Source organism: Nonomuraea sp. B1E8, assembly GCF_039871515.1.
Taxonomy (GTDB): Bacteria; Actinomycetota; Actinomycetes; order Streptosporangiales; family Streptosporangiaceae; genus Nonomuraea.
The window spans coordinates 788,188-804,187 of the sequence record NZ_JBDPLS010000001.1 but is presented as its reverse complement, the minus strand read 5'-3'; the positions used below and the strand labels follow the sequence as shown (position 1 = coordinate 804,187).

General features: G+C 68.2%; 19 protein-coding genes. 10 read left to right on the top strand and 9 right to left on the bottom strand.

The window, feature by feature from the left end:
- Nucleotides 1-2,406: a glycoside hydrolase family 2 TIM barrel-domain containing protein gene (locus ABGA98_RS03635; RefSeq protein WP_347616728.1), complete on the top strand. Its 2,406-nt coding sequence runs from the start codon at nucleotides 1-3 to the stop codon at nucleotides 2,404-2,406.
- Nucleotides 2,407-2,429: 23 nt separating this feature from the next.
- Here the strand turns inward: ABGA98_RS03635 and ABGA98_RS03630 are convergent, their stop codons facing one another.
- Nucleotides 2,430-3,293 (bottom strand): SDR family NAD(P)-dependent oxidoreductase, encoded by an 864-nt coding sequence (locus ABGA98_RS03630; protein WP_347616727.1) that lies wholly within the window; start codon nucleotides 3,291-3,293, stop codon nucleotides 2,430-2,432.
- Between the two features lie 78 nt (nucleotides 3,294-3,371).
- On the opposite strand from ABGA98_RS03630, the gene ABGA98_RS03625 reads away from it, so the two are divergent.
- The 3 genes from ABGA98_RS03625 to ABGA98_RS03615 all read left to right on the top strand — a co-directional run bounded on the left by ABGA98_RS03625 (nucleotide 3,372) and on the right by ABGA98_RS03615 (nucleotide 5,750).
- Entirely contained in the window at nucleotides 3,372-3,935 is a 564-nt protein-coding gene (locus ABGA98_RS03625) for a TetR family transcriptional regulator (protein WP_347616726.1), read from the top strand.
- 82 nt (nucleotides 3,936-4,017) lie between these two features.
- The gene (locus tag ABGA98_RS03620; RefSeq protein ID WP_347616725.1) at nucleotides 4,018-4,923 is read left to right on the top strand and encodes a DNA-processing protein DprA; all 906 of its coding nucleotides are present in this window, start codon (nucleotides 4,018-4,020) and stop codon (nucleotides 4,921-4,923) included.
- Between the two features lie 239 nt (nucleotides 4,924-5,162).
- Nucleotides 5,163-5,750 carry a hypothetical protein gene (locus tag ABGA98_RS03615; protein ID WP_347616724.1) on the top strand — a complete coding sequence of 196 codons (588 nt, stop codon included), beginning with the start codon at nucleotides 5,163-5,165 and terminating at the stop codon, nucleotides 5,748-5,750.
- 97 nt (nucleotides 5,751-5,847) lie between these two features.
- Here the strand turns inward: ABGA98_RS03615 and ABGA98_RS03610 are convergent, their stop codons facing one another.
- Together ABGA98_RS03610 and ABGA98_RS03605 are read right to left on the bottom strand one after the other, a co-directional pair.
- Complete coding sequence (locus ABGA98_RS03610) at nucleotides 5,848-6,135, bottom strand: DUF397 domain-containing protein (RefSeq protein ID WP_347616723.1); 288 nt, start codon at nucleotides 6,133-6,135, stop codon at nucleotides 5,848-5,850.
- A complete protein-coding gene (locus ABGA98_RS03605) occupies nucleotides 6,125-6,985 on the bottom strand; it encodes a helix-turn-helix transcriptional regulator (protein ID WP_347616722.1) in 861 nt (286 codons plus the stop codon). The genes ABGA98_RS03610 and ABGA98_RS03605 overlap by 11 nt, the downstream gene beginning before the upstream one ends.
- A 579-nt stretch (nucleotides 6,986-7,564) precedes the next feature.
- Between ABGA98_RS03605 and ABGA98_RS03600 the strand changes: the two genes are divergently transcribed.
- The gene (locus ABGA98_RS03600) at nucleotides 7,565-8,011 is read left to right on the top strand and encodes an ATP-binding protein (RefSeq protein ID WP_347616721.1); all 447 of its coding nucleotides are present in this window, start codon (nucleotides 7,565-7,567) and stop codon (nucleotides 8,009-8,011) included.
- Between the two features lie 9 nt (nucleotides 8,012-8,020).
- On the opposite strand, the gene ABGA98_RS03595 is transcribed toward ABGA98_RS03600, so the two are convergent.
- Complete coding sequence (locus ABGA98_RS03595; protein WP_347616720.1) at nucleotides 8,021-8,275, bottom strand: GntR family transcriptional regulator; 255 nt, start codon at nucleotides 8,273-8,275, stop codon at nucleotides 8,021-8,023.
- 161 nt (nucleotides 8,276-8,436) lie between these two features.
- Here ABGA98_RS03595 and ABGA98_RS03590 point away from each other — a divergent pair, with 161 nt between their 5' ends.
- Nucleotides 8,437-8,724, top strand: a complete 288-nt coding sequence (locus tag ABGA98_RS03590; protein ID WP_347616719.1) for a hypothetical protein — start codon at nucleotides 8,437-8,439, stop codon at nucleotides 8,722-8,724.
- A gap of 69 nt (nucleotides 8,725-8,793) precedes the next feature.
- Here the strand turns inward: ABGA98_RS03590 and ABGA98_RS03585 are convergent, their stop codons facing one another.
- A complete protein-coding gene (locus ABGA98_RS03585; protein WP_347616718.1) occupies nucleotides 8,794-9,180 on the bottom strand; it encodes a hypothetical protein in 387 nt (128 codons plus the stop codon).
- A 23-nt stretch (nucleotides 9,181-9,203) separates the two neighbouring features.
- On the opposite strand from ABGA98_RS03585, the gene ABGA98_RS03580 reads away from it, so the two are divergent.
- Nucleotides 9,204-9,422 (top strand): hypothetical protein, encoded by a 219-nt coding sequence (locus ABGA98_RS03580; RefSeq protein WP_347616717.1) that lies wholly within the window; start codon nucleotides 9,204-9,206, stop codon nucleotides 9,420-9,422.
- 10 nt (nucleotides 9,423-9,432) lie between these two features.
- Nucleotides 9,433-10,836: a hypothetical protein gene (locus ABGA98_RS03575; RefSeq protein WP_347616716.1), complete on the top strand. Its 1,404-nt coding sequence runs from the start codon at nucleotides 9,433-9,435 to the stop codon at nucleotides 10,834-10,836.
- Here ABGA98_RS03575 and ABGA98_RS03570 read toward each other — a convergent pair whose 3' ends face one another.
- The 3 genes from ABGA98_RS03570 to ABGA98_RS03560 all read right to left on the bottom strand — a co-directional run bounded on the left by ABGA98_RS03570 (nucleotide 10,837) and on the right by ABGA98_RS03560 (nucleotide 13,040).
- On the bottom strand, nucleotides 10,837-11,046 hold the full coding sequence (locus ABGA98_RS03570; RefSeq protein ID WP_347616715.1) for a hypothetical protein: 210 nt from the start codon (nucleotides 11,044-11,046) through the stop codon (nucleotides 10,837-10,839).
- 187 nt (nucleotides 11,047-11,233) lie between these two features.
- Nucleotides 11,234-11,854 (bottom strand): isochorismatase family protein, encoded by a 621-nt coding sequence (locus ABGA98_RS03565; RefSeq protein WP_347616714.1) that lies wholly within the window; start codon nucleotides 11,852-11,854, stop codon nucleotides 11,234-11,236.
- A gap of 10 nt (nucleotides 11,855-11,864) precedes the next feature.
- A complete protein-coding gene (locus ABGA98_RS03560) occupies nucleotides 11,865-13,040 on the bottom strand; it encodes an MFS transporter (RefSeq protein WP_347616713.1) in 1,176 nt (391 codons plus the stop codon).
- A gap of 47 nt (nucleotides 13,041-13,087) precedes the next feature.
- Between ABGA98_RS03560 and ABGA98_RS03555 the strand changes: the two genes are divergently transcribed.
- On the top strand, nucleotides 13,088-14,065 hold the full coding sequence (locus tag ABGA98_RS03555) for a DUF5937 family protein (RefSeq protein WP_347616712.1): 978 nt from the start codon (nucleotides 13,088-13,090) through the stop codon (nucleotides 14,063-14,065).
- A 46-nt stretch (nucleotides 14,066-14,111) separates the two neighbouring features.
- Here ABGA98_RS03555 and ABGA98_RS03550 read toward each other — a convergent pair whose 3' ends face one another.
- Entirely contained in the window at nucleotides 14,112-14,738 is a 627-nt protein-coding gene (locus tag ABGA98_RS03550; protein ID WP_347616711.1) for a helix-turn-helix domain-containing protein, read from the bottom strand.
- A 208-nt stretch (nucleotides 14,739-14,946) separates the two neighbouring features.
- Between ABGA98_RS03550 and ABGA98_RS03545 the strand changes: the two genes are divergently transcribed.
- Entirely contained in the window at nucleotides 14,947-15,984 is a 1,038-nt protein-coding gene (locus ABGA98_RS03545) for a serine hydrolase domain-containing protein (RefSeq protein ID WP_347616710.1), read from the top strand.
- The last annotated feature ends 16 nt before the right edge of the window (nucleotides 15,985-16,000 follow it).

Genomic DNA, 16,000 nt, shown 5'->3' with positions numbered 1-16,000 from the left:
ATGGATCAGCGATGGGAGCTTCGGGGTTTCCTCGGGGACGACTGGCAGTTGCACCGGGCCCAGCTCCACGCCAGGGACGGCCGCGGCGCGGGCGGGTGGATTCCCGCGAGGGTGCCGGGCAGCGTGCTGGCGGATCTGCTGGCCGCCGACCAGGTGCCGAGCCCGTACGTCGGCAGGCAGAGCCTGCTCTCCGAGTGGGTGTCCCAGCGGACCTGGGTCTACCGGACCAGGCTGAGCGCGCCGGACATGGCACCCGGGGAGCGGGCGTTCCTGGAGTTCGACGGCATCGACCACTCCGCCTCCGTCTACCTCGACGGCGAGCGCATCGCCACGCACGAGGGCACGTACGTCCCGCTGGTCGTCGAGGTGACCGGGCTCATCACGGGCGAACACAGCCTGGCGGTGGTCGTGGATCCGGCGCCCGTCAGCGAGCCGCAGGTCGGCTACACGGCCAAGGTCAGCGTGCACAAGGGGCGGATGGGGTACGGGTGGGACTTCTGCCCGCGAATCGTGCACCAAGGACTGTGGGGGCCCGTACGGCTGCGCGTCACCGGGCCCACGAGGCTGGCCGACGTCTGGGCCCGGCCCGCGGGCTCGGAAATCGTCGTGAGAACCGAGGTGGACGGCCCGCAGGTGGACGTCGAGCACACACTCAGGGACGCCGACGGCCGGGTGGTCGCGACGGCCACCGGCGAGCACGCGGTCCTCCAGGTCGGGCAGCCCCGCCGGTGGCGCCTCAACGGCCACGGCGAGGCCCACCTCTACGAGCTGACCACCGCGGTGAAGGGCGACGAGCGCCGGGTTCGCGTCGGCTTCCGCGACGTACGGTTCCGCGCCGACCAGACGGGTGCGCTCCCGTACCGGCTGACCGTCGACGGGGAGCCGGTCACGATCAAGGGCTGGAACTGGGTGCCCGCCGACGCTCTCTACGGCGCGGTCGAGGAGGCCAGGGTGCGGCACCTCCTCACGCTGGCCCGCGACGCCGGCGTGACGATGTTGCGGGTGTGGGGCGGCGGGCTCGTCGAGAGCACCATGTTCTACGACCTGTGCGACGAGTACGGGATTCTGGTCTGGCAGGAGTTCGCCCAGTCCAGCTCCGGCATGCGCAGCGTGCCCAGCGAGGACGAGGCGTTCGTCGCGCGGATGGCGTGGGAGGCCGAGCGCATCGTGCCCGCCCGCCGCAACCACCCCAGCCTGGCCGTCTGGTGCGGCGGGAACGAGTTGCAGCGAGCCGACGGCGTCCCGCTGACCGACGCGGAATCCCCGGTGCTCCAGGCGCTGCATGACGTCGTGGCGCGGCTCGACCCCGACCGGCACTGGTTGCCGACCTCACCGTCCGGGCCGGTGTTCGGCAACACCTTCGAAGGCCCGAGCCCGCACGACGCGCACGGCCCGTGGGAGCACCAGGGTCTGTCCGATCACTACGGCTTCTACGACCGGGGGCGGTCGTTGCTGCTCAGCGAGTTCGGGGTCGAGGGGATGAGCAACGTACGGGCGATCGAGTCGGTCGTGCCCGAGCAGGCGCGCCGCCTTCCGACGACCCGCCACCCCGTCTGGGACCACCTCGGCCGGTGGTGGAACAACGAGCCGCTGGTCCAGGAGGCGTTCGGCGGCGCGATCGGCGACCTCGCGACCATGTCGAGGGCCAGCCAGTTCCTCCAGGCCGACGGGCTGCGGTACGCCGTGGAGGCCAACCTGCGCCGGCCCGAGAGTTGTGGCGTGCTGCCGTGGCAGCTCAACGAGTCCTTCCCCAACGGGTGGTGCACGGCCGCCGTCGACTATTTCGGCGAGCCCAAGGCTGTCTACCACTACGTACGCCGGGCGTACCGCAACGCCCACGTCTGCGCGGCGCTCCCGGCTCAGCGCGTGGGCGGCGAGGTCACCGCCACGGTCTGGGCCTGGTCGGACGGTCCGGCGGAGGTCACGGCCCGTTTCCTCCGCCTGGACGGGAGCGAGCTCGCGAAGGAGCACTGGACGACCGAAGGCGGCCCGCCGCGGCCGCTGGGCGAGATCCGGTGCGCCGGTGACGGGGAGCTGCTCCTCCTGGACCTGTCCACCGGCAACCGCTACCTGCTGACCTCCGGCCCCGACTTCGCCGGGCTGCTCACGCTCCGCGAGGCCAGGGTCTCCACGCACCTGGAGACCGCCGGCACGACGTGGACGCTGCGCGTGCGGCACGAGGACGGGCCGGCGGCGCCGTTCCTGCGCCTGCTCGACGCGCGGCCGGCCGCCGCACAGGGCTGGATGCGCTGGGACGACAACGCCATCGACCTGCTGCCCGGCGAGGAACGGGTGCTCCGCTGCGAGTGGGACGGCGTACCGCCGGAGGAGCGCCGGGTGCTGCTCGACGGCTGGAACGTCGGCCCTCGGCTGGTAACCCCCGCACCTTCCGGCAAGGCCGGGTAGCCAGCGTTTCTGATGGCGTGACGTCAGACCGTCTCCCTGGTCAGGTCCTCGCACAGAGCCCAGATCGTGTCCTGGTTGCGCCGGTCGAGCGCGCTGGCCGGCCAGGGAGCGCGGCGGCACTTGCTGGTGAAGTACGTCCCGGTCACCCCTTCCACGTCGCCGCTGGAGGCGAGGTGGACGCTGGAGCGGGACGGCTTGCTCAGGTCGCCGAAGACCCGCGGTGTCACGGCCCGCAGCAGCGGGACGATCGGGCGGTACACGTAGGGGAAGCCGGCCGCCGTCATCGACTGGTTCATCGGCGTGTGGCCGTGGCCGGGGTAGGCGACGTTGACCGTGACGCCGCTGCCGGCCACCTGCTCCTGCTCGGCGAAGCGCAGGCTCATCGCCATGAGCATCGTCTTGGTGTGGTTGTACTGGCTGAACGTCCACCCCAGGTAACGCCGCTCCGCCTGCAGGTTGTCCAGCTCGATCGGGCCGCCGGGGATGCCTCCGGTGAGGTTGACGACCCGGCCGCCGAGCAGGGGCAGGAGGAGACGGGTGAGCGTGAACGGGGTGAGCACGTGGGCGGCGAAGGTGGCCTCCACGCCGTCTTCTGTGAGGGTGCGGCGCGGCGGGTTCGTACCGACGTTGTTGATCAGTACGTCCAGCCGGTCGCAACGTTCGGCCACCTGAGCGGCGAGCCTGGCGAGGTCGCGTTGCCTGGTCACGTCCGCGGTCAGGGCCTCGACCCGGCCACCGCCCGCGCCGAGCTCGTCCGCCGCCCGCCGCGCGCGTACGGGGTCGCGGCCGACCAGGATCACCCGGGCGCCGCGCGCGACCAGCCCGCGCGCGGTCTCCTTGCCTATGCCACCGGTGCCGCCGGTGACCAGGACGGTCTTGCCGTGCATGAAGATCCACCACCTTCGAGATCGATGGACCAATATGACACCGAGTGCCACAGATGGCAATCAGTGTAGAATGCACGAATGGAAGGTCTGCGGGATCGCACCAGGCGCGCCGTACGCGCCGAGCTGGCCGGGCGGGCGCTGGAGTTGTTCGCCGAGCGCGGCTTCGACGAGACGACCGTCGACGACATCGCCAGGGCGGCCGGGATGTCGAAACGCAGCTTCTTCCGCTATTTCCCGACCAAGGAGGACGTCGTCTTCGGCGAGATCGAGACGATGGGGGAGCAGGTCGCGCAGGAGATCGCCGCCCGGCCGCCGCAGGAGGAGCCGTGGCAGTGCCTGCACGCAGTGCTGCGCGGCTGGGAGTCGCGCATCAGCGCGCAGGCCGACGCGATGCGGCTCATCGAGTCCACGCCCGCGCTGCGCACCAGGCTCCTGCAGAAACGCGACGAGGCCCGCACCCGGATCATCCAGGCACTGGCCGACCGCGGGATGCCGCCGCTGGAGGCCGACCTGGCGGCGGCAGCGGCGGGCGCGGCCCTGGACGCGGTGGCCCGCGAATGGCTGCGCACCGGCGGCGCCGTCGACCGCCTCACCCTGGTCGACCGCGCCTTCACCATGCTCCGCCCGGCGTTCCTCACCTGAATCGTGGACCGTTCGTCAATATTGGATCATGTGTTCGATGGCGGGGATGACGTGGGGCGGGCCAGGACACTACTCTGTGGGTGTGAGCCATCGGGACGAGAGGGAACGCGCCGCGACAGTGGCGCTGCTTCGCCGTATCTCCACGGAGAAGGGTGAACGCGAGCTCGTGCAGCACCTCACCGAAGGCGCCTCCGCGGAGGCGTTGCTGCGTGAGAGCCTTGCCCCCATCGATCTGTTCTCCGACCCGTTGGAAGAGGCGATGGCCCAGGCGAACGAGGAGATCGCCGCGTGGGAGCAGAGCGGCATCCACGTCATGACATTGGGAGACGACCGCTACCCGCACCGGCTGCGAGATGTGTTCGATCGGCCTGCGCTGCTGTTCGCTCGTGGGACGCTCCTCGAAGAGGACGACGGAGTCGCTGTGGTCGGCTCCCGGTCTGTTTCATCGCAGGGCAGGTCGGTGGCGGCGGAGTTGGCCACGCGGCTCGTGGAGCGCGACCTCGCAGTGGTCTCGGGCCTCGCAGCAGGTGTCGACACGGCCGCGCACCGGGCCGCACTCGGGGCAGGGGGCCGGACAGTGGCCATCATCGGCACGGGGATTCACCGCCATTTCCCGCCGGAGAACCGAGACCTCCATCGAGAGGTCGCCGACCAAGGCGCCGTGTTCTCCCAGTTCTGGCCGGACAGAGCGCCGGACAAGTCGACGTTCCCGCTTCGCAACGGCACGATGTCCGGCTACAGTCTGGCGACGATCATCGTTGAGGCCGGCGAAAGAAGCGGCACACGCATTCAGGCACGCAAGGCGGTTGAACACGGTCGTCCTGTGATTTTGATGCGGTCGGTGGTCGATCGCACCGAATGGGGAAAGGCTACGGCGAGCAAGCCCGACGTCCACGTGGCTGGTGATGTCGATGAGGCCATGGTCATCGTCGACGACCTGCTCCGCCGGCCCAAGCAGCTTGAGGACCTCCTTTCAAGGATTGGCTGACACACTTGGCGGAGACACTCCCGCAGCTCCGGGACATGATTCGTGAACGTCTTGGCGCGATCATGACGAACCCGCTCCGGTTGCAGAGCGTCACATGCGACACCTGCACCGGCCCTGTTTCTCCGCAGTACACGAGGTGTTACCGCTGCACCCTCGATACGAGGCCTGGCGGTGTGCCCGTTGCACAGCGGGTCGTGCCGTTGACCTACGCCGCCGTGGGCACGCAAGCAGACCGGGACATGTACCGCTACAAAGAGCCAATGCCTGATCGTTATCGGCTCCGAAATCCCTCTTACCAGCGTCTTCTCCTTCTTCTCATAGGGTTTGCCGAGGCGCACGCGCATTGCCTGAGTGCGCTCGCTCCAAAGCCCGTCACCGGAATGGCGGTCGTGCCCTCGCTTCGAGGGCGTGTAGGAACCCATCCCCTCGCTACTCTGGGGGCAGTGCTTCCAGGTCACTGGGAGAAGATAGATCTCCATGCTGCACGCGATGTGCCTGAGGCGGAACGGCGTCAGTTACGGCCCGAGCATTTCACCGTGCCTGATCCGGCGGCCGCGGCCGGACAGCACATCGTCGTGCTGGAGGACACCTGGGTACAAGGTGGTCATGCTCAGTCCGCAGCTTCGGCCCTCCTGCTCGCGGGAGCTTCTGAAGTGACCATCGTGGTCATCGCCCGCCGTATTCGCCCTGACTTCGGGCGTCCGGAGCTGAAAGCATCCCTGCAACGGATCGTCGCGGATCGTGAGTACTCCTTGGAGTGTTGTCCCGTTACAGGCGATGTCTGTCGTGTGAGGCTCCCCAGGCAGCCCGGAAAAGGAGTCACTTGAAGGTGACAGTCCCGAACGAAGACTTCAGAGTCGTAGTCCGCCTCGACAGGGAGACGCCTCACCAACCAGGTTGGCGAGGCGTCTGTCGAATCTACTTCTACCCCAGGTCGTCAAACTCGCCTGCCATGATGCCACGGCAGAAGGCGGCGAACTCGCTTCGAGTGAAGTAGAGCTTGGGCCCCTCGGGATCCTTGGAGTCGCGTAGCGCGATGAGAGGTCCCTGGCTGGCTTTGTGTTGCAGGCTGAGCTCGCTAGTGGCAGCATCAGCGGTTCCGTCGACCAGCGCTGCTTCAACGCAGTCTCCGCCGGTTCCATTGGAAAAGCTCGACTTCCGCCATGCGGTACGGATGTTCTGCTCCCGGTCCTCTTCTTGCCTACCGTTCATTGGATCCTCCTGCTGCCTGCTCGATGAGGCGTCGGCTCTGATCAGGGCCGAGTGCTCTTGCGCGAAGATGATCGAATAGCCGGTTGTAGTCTGCAACGTCGTCAGGGTCTTCTAGATGAATGCTGCCCTTCCAATACTCAAGGTACACAATGTCCGGATCCGATAGTTTTGGGAATTTCAGGATGCGGAATCCGCCGTTCATCGCTGGGTGGGCCCCGCTGTCGAAGGCGAGGATCTGGACAGTGATGAAGTTGTGGGACGAGAGATCGAGGAGGTGCTGTAGCTGACGACGCATGACGCCCCCGGCGACGTGGCGCCGGATCACAGCCTCGTTGAGCACCATCCACATTTCGGGAGGATTGTCTGACGACAGTCGCTCTTGGCGCTTCATGCGGATCGAGAGGGTGTCGTTCAACTCCTCCTCGGGAGGCAGCGTCGGCTCCGCGTTCAAGATGGCCCTCGCGTACTCCTTGGTCTGGAACAGGCCGGGTATGTATTCACTCTCGTATCCAGAGATGGATGATGCGTCCTCTTCGAGGCCCACGTAGCTCTGGAAGTACTCGGGAATCGAATCGGATATTTTGTCCCACCAGCCACGTTTTCGGGCGTCGCGGGCCAATTGGAGGAGCACCTCCTTCGTGTGGTCCGGCACCTCGTAGATCTCCAGCATCATGGTCACGTCGGCGATGCGTGCGCCGGTCTGTGCCGCTTCTATGCGGGTGATCGTCGGCGGCGAACATCCCATCCGATCCGCGACCGTCTCCCGTGACATGCCCTTTTCCTTGCGCAAGCTGCGCAGTATGGCGGCCAGGCGGCGTTGACGAGCCGATGGGCTGCGCTGGGTAGTCATTTCACCTCCGTGAGTTACAACAAAGTCTGCTGGATCGATCTTGTGGTCACAACTTGTACGAAGTTCATTCTGATGCATCGCTTGCGCGGAGCGTAGTGGTTGCTGCACACTCTGTGTTTGTCGGCGGTGTTCATAACCGTTATGAGCTGCGTCATTGCCCGTGGGCGTCGCAACGAGTCGGCTCATGGCGCGCTCAGATCCAGTTGTACGAAGTACACGGTGACCAAAATCGGATGTTTCTGGGGCTGTAAGGCGGTTCGAAGCGATGCGACGTACCCGGACAACACGGAAGCGGGACGATCGGCGGGGGTTGGATTCGGTGCGGCCGAGTCGCGAGCAGGAGCAGTTCTTCCACCTGGCGCGGCTGGCTTGGGCGCTGAGGGCGCGCGGCCTGGCCGTTTCGGTTGAGTTGCCACGACGTGCGGAGCCGTGTGTCTCGGTCCGGCGGGAGTCGGGGCCGCTACTCGTCCGGGCCGCGCTTCAGGGCGAGCGCTGGATCTTCACGTGGGGGCGCGGGCGTGATCGATGGGTGGACGCACACGACGAGTGCGCGCCCGAGCGAGTGTGGGAGGTTGCCTGGTGAACGATCGGATCCTGGTCGAAATGACCTTTCCCGGTGTTGCGCGTTCGGTGTCGCTTGCTCGCCGCTGGGTCGTGGACGCGCTGGCGGCTGCGGGGCATCGCGAAACGGATGGGGTGCGGCTCGTCACGAGCGAGCTGGTGGGCAACGCCGTGCTGCACACCGGCTCCGGGCGGGCCGGTGGCATGGTGGTCGTGAAGGTCTTCGAGGTGAGTGGTGCGTTGGCCAGGATAGAAGTGATCGATCAAGGCGCGCCGACCGTACCCCAGCCTCGTGAGCCTGCGGACAGTGACTCTCGTGGGCGCGGGCTGTGGCTGGTCCAGCAGACATCCATCAGGTGGGGAGCCGGTCCCGTAGCCTTGCGCTGGAATCTGGTGTGGGCCGAGGTGGCCACAGTGGAGCCCAACGGCGCTCCGGCGTCCTCGGAAGGCAAGTGCCGGGGGTGAAATTGCGGTTCAAGTCCCCTTGGCGTTGGATCCTGTCGGCGACTTCACGTAAACGCCCATCCCTTGCACGGTCTCGACCAGTCCTTCGTCCTTGAGAACTCGCACGGCCTTGCGAAGGGTGTCTCGTGCGACGCCGAATTCGGCCTCCAGTTCGACCAGGCTAGGGATGCGTCGGCCTGGCGGGATCTCACCCGACTCGATGAGCTGACGAATCGCGGCCGCGATCTGCTGGTACGGCGGAATCGGCCCTTCCCTGTCAATCACTCCAACACGCTACGCGGCTAGCGCAAACAAGCCATAGCCACCCCAGAGGCTAGACGGGGGTAGTACACCAACCGTACGCTGCTGCGCGATGACACCCTCCGCCGGTTCATCAGACAGCGAATCAGCCTTTCGCTCTATGGCGCACGAGGAGACAACGCACGATGAGTAAGCTGCCCGACTTCCACGGCCCTCACGTCTGTCCTCCGCTGCCGGACGCCGAATCCGTCGAGTGGGAGGTGCCGATGGCACGCTTCGTCCGGGTGCGGGTGCTGCGGCACACGTGCGAGTGCAAGCCGTGTGTGTACGAGTTCTGCGCCGCGGGAGGGCTGGCGTGGGTGCGGCGTACCCAGCGCCGCGAGTTCGGCGAGACCGTCAGGGAGAGCCATCCGACAACAGTGGGCAAGGCCGAGGTGCTGTGGGAGAAGCTCATGAACGGTCAGGCCAGGTAGTGAACGTCTCAGGAGCAGGGCGAGTGCGATGTCGGCACGTCGCTGCATGAGAAGCGCGCAGGCCGAAGATCAGCCAGCGTGCTTGAGTTGGTGGACGCGTTGCTTTGACAGGCCCATCATCACGGCCCCGTCGCGCTCACTGATGCCGGCCGCTGCAAGCGCCTTGGCTGCCCGCTGGGCCATGGCGTCGCGTGCCTTGGTCAGCGCCTTGGCTCGCGCATCGACTGCCCGGAACTCGCCAAGCTCAGCGGCGGCCTGCTCATCGCCGAGGTCGTAGACATATTCGACGTCGATCGTGACATCGGCAGGAAGATCGAGGACGAAGTGCTTGACGGCCTCGACCTCCTGGTGGAGTTCGGCCAGCGTGTCCCCGGAGACGCCTCCGGAGGGGTGCCCTTCGAACAGCGCGATCCAGTACCCGTCCTTGCGGATGGCCTGAGCGATGAGTCGGGTCATTCCAAACACTCCCTCCCGAAGATGTGCGCAAGGGCGAGTTGGAGGTCGGCAAGTCGATCGCCATCGATGTGGCGAACGGGAACGAGAGCTCGTCCCACCACGATCTGCTCGGCATCGTACAGCAGGAGCAGCCGGGCGGACTCGCCACCGCCCGTCCCGCGCTGTCGACGTTGAAGCGGCGGCATACCGGCGCCATACCGGCGCCTCCTATGCTGACCGCGTTCGTCCACGGATGTTGGTGAAGGGAACCTGGTGTCCCGTTCTGTGCTGGTCATGGTCGTCGCGTTGCTACTGTCGGCGCTCCCCGGTGTGGCTCACGCGGAGCCCTCCGGTGTGGTGGGGACCGCGGGAAACCTCATACGGGAGGAGGAGCCGCGGGCCGACGGGATCAGGCACGTCGACACCAAGGCGATGATCGCGGGGTTGAAGGCCCTCAACGCCAACACCTACGTCTACCCGATGGCCGGCGACAACGTGCACTGGGAGGACCTGCGTAACGAGTTCCTCCCGGCCGCAGCCGCTGCCGGGATCGACGTCTGGGTGCTCGTGTACACGCCGAGCCAGGCGGGCTGTTGCGTCTCCCGGCCGTACAAGCACGACTACGTGGCATGGGCGCGCGAGATCGCCACCCTCTCCAGGACCCACCCGAACCTGACCGGCTGGACCGTGGACGACTACGGCTACGACCTCAAGACGTTCACGCCGGAGTACGTCAAGAAGATGCGCGCGGCCGCCAGGCAGATCAATCCCTCGTTGAAGTTCGTCCCCACGGTCTATTACAGCCAGTTCACCGGCGCGTTCATCGCCGAGCAGGTCCCGTTGCTGGATGGAGTGATCTTCCCCTTCCGGGACGCGCCGCACCGGGACACGTCGTGGACGTGGAGCCTGTCGTACCAGGTCAAGCAGCTCGCCAAGCGGCTTCCCGGCACTGAGGTCTACCTGATGCCGTATGCCCACCCGCTGAGCCACGCCGCCCAGAAGCCTACGGTCGGCTACGTCGAGGCCGTCACCAAGAAGGCCCTTGAGCACGTACGCACGGGCGAGCTGGCCGGGGTCGTGCAGTACAAGCTCCCCTACGTGTCCCGCGACGGCGGGTGGACCCGGCCCACGGGCGACAACCTCGCCCACACCGGCAACGGGCGGCTGAGCTTCGTCGTTCAGAAGGACACCGCCACCAAGGCGGGGATGTGGTGCAGCGCGAGCCGCCAGGTCCAGCTCACGCCGGGCGCCGGCAAGTACAGCGTGAGCTTCTGGCACGGGGACGGCCGGGGCCGTGGCAACCCGGCCGGCTACCACGTGAAGCAGCTTCTCCTCAACGGCAAGGTGGTGTGGGAGCAGGACGTCGCCGCCAACGACCACGCGTGGCAGAAGGTCACCGTCGACCTGACGGCCCGACTGGCCGGGGCGAGGAGCGCGAAGCTGGAGTGGCGGCTGTACGAGCGCAAGGGCGTCAGCGACTATTTCGTCGACGTCAGCGTGGACGACATCGTGGCCACGGGCCTGCAGATGAGCGACCCGGGCGTGGAGAACGCCGTCACCTGGACCGCCGGCCTGGTTCGGCAAGGGGGCCCGGTCTACTGCTCCGCCCAGGTCTACCACCAGAACTACGGCGCCGATCTCGGCGCGCGGATCGCCAGGTTGTACGCCGCCGGATAGTCAAGGACCGGCGGCGTCATGCTGGCGCGGTGCGGAGCGCGCCGGGGCCGTGCTCCAGCGTGGACGGTTTCGCGCCGGAAAACCCTGAGGAAGTCGGCGTGCTTTCTCCAGCACGATCACCTCGACGCTTTGCCGGGCCGGCAACAGCCCGGTCATGATCTCGGCGGGACCTCCGCCGCCGACGCAGCACCTGGCGCTCTGGGTGCGCATGACGGTCACCTTTTCTCGGGGAAGAGCAGCCGGACCAGGTGGGAGACGTCGACGGGGGATCAGGTCCCGCGGCCGACGGCCACGGTGGCGAACAGGGTCCTCGCCGCGGTCGCCATGTCGTGCGCACGCAGCTCGCCGACCGCGACGCGTCTTGCCAGGAAGTCGTTAGGCGATCAGGAGCGAACGGTCAACGCGCGTTCGCGGCGGCCAGTTGCCCGACGAGGGTGGCGAACGGCATGTCGAGGTCGGCGTACACGTTCGGTGCGAGCGGATGCGCGTTGTCGGCGAGCATTTCGACGGCGAGCGTGGCGTAGTCGCTCACGATCACGCCCGCCTGCTGCAGCCGCAGGAGGCCGGTCTCCCGCTTGGTCGCCGAGAAGGTGCCCGAGGCGTCCACGGCGACATAGGCGTCGTAACCCGCCGCGGTCGCGGAGATCGCGGGGAAGGCGGCGCAGACCTCGAGTGAGACCCCGGCGATGACGATCTTGCTGCGCCCGGCCGCCTCGACGGCGCTCCGGACCCGATCGTCGTGCCAGGCGTTCACCGTGCTTCGGTCGATCACCTCCACCTTGTCCGGCAGGGCGGCCTGCAGTTCGGGGATCAGCGGACCCCACATGCCGTCGGCGGAGGTGGTGGTGACGACGATGGGCACATCCAGGCGCAGCGCCGCCCTGGCCAGGCGGGTGACGTTGTGCTTCAGCTCGCCCACCGTGATGTCGCGCACCCCGGTGAACAGCCCGATCTGGTGATCCACCAGCAGCAGGACGGCGTTGTCCGTGGTCAGGTCGGCGTGGAATCGGTGTTGCATGTCATATCTCCTAGTCATTTCGTTGATGTACGGGTCTGCTGAGGAGCAGCGCCCCCGCGGCCGAGACGGCGCCGATGACGCCGACGCCGGCCCACAGAACGGCCGCCCCCAGCGGGAGCAGCGCGGTGCCGATCACCGGCGCGAGGGCCGCGCCGGCCGACCAGCTCATCCCGGACACGCCGGCATAGGTGCCCTGCACCTCGCGCGGGGCCAGCGCCGCCACGATCGTCGGAACGGTGCCCGCGACGAGGATCTCTCCCGCCGTCCAGACGGCCACCGTCAGCGCGAGCCCGCCCGCGTCGTCCACGAACGCCGTGAGCGCGAAACCCGCAGCCACGATGGCCGTTCCCGCCGCGAGCACGCGCGCCGGATCCCGCCGCGCCACCCAGGCCCCGGTCAGTGGCTGGACGACGATGATCAGTACGCCGTTGAGCGCCATGGCCAGCCCGAAGTGCGTCCGGTCGACCCCCTGCCCGGCCATGGCCAGCGGCAGCGTGGTGTACGCCTGGCCGTACATCACCCCGTAGCCCGCCGTGACCGCGCAGACCGCCAGCATCAGCCGGTCGCGCAGGACCACCCGCAGCCGCATCCCGCCGAGTGAGCCGCCGGCCGGTCGCGACTCGGGCACCGCCCGCCACACCACCGCGGCGAAGACTGCCGCCACGGCCGCGTTCACCGCGAACATCGCCTGCGGGCCCTGATCGGCGAGCCACCCACCGCCGACCATCGCCACCGAGTAGCCCAGGTTCACGCCCCAGAAGAGCAGCCCGAAGGCCCTCGCACGCAAGGCCGGCGGCACGAGGTCGGCGACCATGGCCTGCGAGGCCGGCCGGTAGGACTCGATGGTGAGCCCCAGGAGGAACGCGATCACCGTCACGGCGGTGAACCCGCTCGACGTGCCGAGGACCACCATCGCCGCCGAGGTGGCCAGCATGCCGCCGGTGAGCGTCAGCCGGCGGCCGAACCGGTCGGCCAGCCATCCGGCCACCACGTGCGACAGCAGCGACCCGACGCCGAAAGCCGCCATGACGGCGCCGGCCTGCGCCGCGGTGAAACCCCGTGCCTGGACCAGGTAGACCGCCAGGAACGGCTGCACGATCGCGCCGGTGCGGTTGACGACCGTGCCGAGCCAGAGCATCCAGAACGGGCGCGGCAACGACCGCGGCTCAACGGTGAGGACTGCCATGGCGCTCATCGTTGGCCACCGGCGCGAATCTCTGAAATGTTTAATCCGTGGCTGAATCCTCATATGCCGAGTTCGACTTCGCCTCGACCGATCTCGCGCGGCTGAGGTTCGCCTTCTCGCCGGCGTCGGAGGCCATCGCGAGCCTGCGCCTGCTGCAGGACCCAGGTAGGCACGCGCTGCACTGGCCGTGGGTCCGCGCCGTACGCCCCCGTCTCGCCGGGCTGAACCTGGGGCTGCTGTTCGCGCTGGTCCCGCTCGGGCCGTACTTCGCCGACTTCCTGACGCCGCCCCCGACGAGCCCGCTGCCCGACATCGCCGCGGAACTGGACCTCATCGCCGCGGCCGACCCGGACGAAGCGGTCGCGGAGGCCGCCAGGGTTCCCGCCGCCGGCACCCCCATCGTGCGGGAGTTCCTCGCCGATCCCGCCGCCGGCCTCGCCCGCGCGACCGCCGAGCTGCGCCTGTACTGGGACACGGCGATGGAGCGGTACTGGCCGCAGATCCGCGGGCTGTTCGAGGCCGAGCTGCTGCGCCGCTCCCGCCAGCTCGCCCGCGACGGCGCCGGCGCGATGTTCAACGACCTGCACCCGAACATCGCCTGGAACGACGGCCGCCTGCGTGTGCAGACCCGGGCCTGGCAACGCAGGGGGCCGCTCGGCGGCGACGGCATGATCCTCATCCCGAGCGTGTTCCACTGGCCGGACACCATCGTCATGGCGGAGCCCTACCAGCCGAACCTGGTCTATCCCGTGCCGGGCGTCGGTACGGTCTGGTCGCACGGAACCGTCCCCACCACCGACGCGCTCACCGCGCTCATCGGCCGCACCCGTGCGCGCATCCTCACCACGCTCAGCGACGCGGCCACGACGAGCATCCTCGCCCGGCGTCTGTCGATGGCGCCAGGGGCGGTCAGCCAGCATCTGAAGGTGTTGACCGACAGCGGCCTGATCACCAGGCGGCGCACCGGTCGCGAGGTCTTCTACCAACGTTCCCAACTGGGCGACACGCTCTGCGCCGCCTCGTGATCATCTCGTACGTGAGGCGACGGTGGCGGCCCAACGGCACGCCTGGTCAGCTCGTGCAGAGCTGGGAACGCAGAGTGTCGTGGGCCCAGCGCTCGAACCGCTCGGGCGTCCAGCCCCGGTCACGGGTGAACACCAGGTAGAGCTCCGGGCTGAGCACGCCGTACAGCAGGTCGGCGGCGTGGGACACCTCGGGGCGTGCCCCCGGCTTGGCCATCAGGCTGTCCGCGGCGGTCCGTGTCACCGTGTAGCGCGGATCCCGCTCGTCGGGCCACATGTCGGCGATCTCCGGGTCGGTGGCCACGGCGATCTGCAGCACCTTGGTCATCGGGGCCACCCGCTCCAGCACCGCCCGGGTGCCCGCCACGTAAAGCCGCAGGTGCTCCTGAGCGGTGGCGGCGTCCAGCGCGTCGCGGAACCACGGCCGGTCGAGGGTCGCCACGGGACGATCGTCGCCCGCGATCGTGACGTCGACGAGTTCCTTGAGCAGGCGGCGTTTGTTGCCGAACACGAAATAGATGGTCTGCACCGCCACGCCCGCCTTGTCGGCGATCTGCTGCAGCATGGTCGCGCCGTAGCCCTGTGCCACGAACAGCTCCCCGGCGGCCGCCAGGATCCGGCGCCGGGTCTCGGCGGACTTCTGCGCCTTCTTGTTGGGCTTCCTGTCCTCGCTCACGGGGAGCAAGGCTAGCCGAACTCTAGATGCGGACTACAGAACGCCGGGGCACCCCTCACGGGAAACGAGGAGGAAACATCCACTCGGCCATAAAGGACGGCGAGGGGAGCTGGTGCGCCTGCCGGGGCCGGGCTCGACCCCGGCCCCGGCAGTCGTGTGCCCCCGGCGAATTCTCACCGCTCAGGCCGGTTGATCTGGAGGAGACACCGTGAAACGTACGACGGCCGCCCTGGTATGTGCCGCGCTGCTGGCCCACCCCGCTCCCGCGACGGCCGCCGCCCTGCCCGGGAACGGGGACGTGCAACGGGCCATGGACGAGCTCGCCAAGGACGCCGGCGTGGTGGGCGTCATCAGCGAGGCGTTCTACGACGGCAGGCGCGTCGGCCACGGCTCGGCCGGCTCCCGCCTGATCGGCGGCAAGGGCGGCAAGATTCCCTCCGACTCCCGCTTCCGGGGCTGGTCGCACACGAAGGGCATGACCTCCGCCGTGATCGCGCAGCTGGTCGAGGAGGGCAGGCTCTCCCTGGACGACAAGCTCGGTGACCTGCTCCCGGTCGTCGTCGAGAAGGACCTGGTGGAGCGGGCCGGCGAGATCACCGTGGACCACCTGCTCAAGCACACCTCCGGCGTCCCTGACTACGGCGGGAAGCTCGACCTCTTCGACCTCACCTACCACTCACCGATGGATCTGCTGAAGGTCTCGCGAGGGCTGGAGCGCGAGCAGGACCCGGGCGAGAAGTTCTCCTACTCCAGCACCGGCTACGTCCTGCTCGGCCTGATCATCGAGAAGGAGACCGGTGACAGCCTGGGCAAGGCCTTCGCCAAGAGGCTGTGGGAGCCGCTGGGCATGACCAGCACCTACCTGCCCACCAAGCCCACGCAGCGCATCAAGGGTCCGCACGGGCACGGGTACTACCCCGACGACAAGGGCAGGTTGCGCGACGCCGACCGGCAGAACGCCACCAACGGGTGGGCGGCGGGCGGCGTCGTCTCCACCGCGAAGGACCTCACCGCCTTCTGGCGGTATCAGGCCGGCAAGCGGCCCCCGAAGGAACAGCCCGGCACGTGCATCGGCATCTCGGCCCTCGGGTCGGGCCCCGGATCCTTGGCCTATCTCTTCACCACGCAGGACGGGCGCCTGCAACTCGGCGTGACCCTCACCCTGAAGGTTCCCAACACCAGCACCGGTGACCTGCCGGAGAAGGTGCAGGAAGCCGCCGAATCGCTGCTCTGCCCCGCGCAGTGACGCTGACGGGGACCCA

What these genes read in the sequence shown, in the direction of transcription:
- ABGA98_RS03585 (WP_347616718.1), bottom strand. Translation starts at nt 9,180, where the DNA reads ATGACCCGACTCATCGCTCAGGCCATCCGCAAGGACGGGTACTGGATC.
- ABGA98_RS03630 (WP_347616727.1), bottom strand. Translation starts at nt 3,293, where the DNA reads ATGCACGGCAAGACCGTCCTGGTCACCGGCGGCACCGGTGGCATAGGC.
- ABGA98_RS03560 (WP_347616713.1), bottom strand. Translation starts at nt 13,040, where the DNA reads ATGGCAGTCCTCACCGTTGAGCCGCGGTCGTTGCCGCGCCCGTTCTGG.
- ABGA98_RS03590 (WP_347616719.1), top strand. Translation starts at nt 8,437, where the DNA reads ATGAGTAAGCTGCCCGACTTCCACGGCCCTCACGTCTGTCCTCCGCTG.
- ABGA98_RS03625 (WP_347616726.1), top strand. Translation starts at nt 3,372, where the DNA reads ATGGAAGGTCTGCGGGATCGCACCAGGCGCGCCGTACGCGCCGAGCTG.
- ABGA98_RS03605 (WP_347616722.1), bottom strand. Translation starts at nt 6,985, where the DNA reads ATGACTACCCAGCGCAGCCCATCGGCTCGTCAACGCCGCCTGGCCGCC.
- ABGA98_RS03615 (WP_347616724.1), top strand. Translation starts at nt 5,163, where the DNA reads ATGTACCGCTACAAAGAGCCAATGCCTGATCGTTATCGGCTCCGAAAT.
- ABGA98_RS03635 (WP_347616728.1), top strand. Translation starts at nt 1, where the DNA reads ATGGATCAGCGATGGGAGCTTCGGGGTTTCCTCGGGGACGACTGGCAG.
- ABGA98_RS03565 (WP_347616714.1), bottom strand. Translation starts at nt 11,854, where the DNA reads ATGCAACACCGATTCCACGCCGACCTGACCACGGACAACGCCGTCCTG.
- ABGA98_RS03570 (WP_347616715.1), bottom strand. Translation starts at nt 11,046, where the DNA reads ATGCGCACCCAGAGCGCCAGGTGCTGCGTCGGCGGCGGAGGTCCCGCC.
- ABGA98_RS03610 (WP_347616723.1), bottom strand. Translation starts at nt 6,135, where the DNA reads ATGAACGGTAGGCAAGAAGAGGACCGGGAGCAGAACATCCGTACCGCA.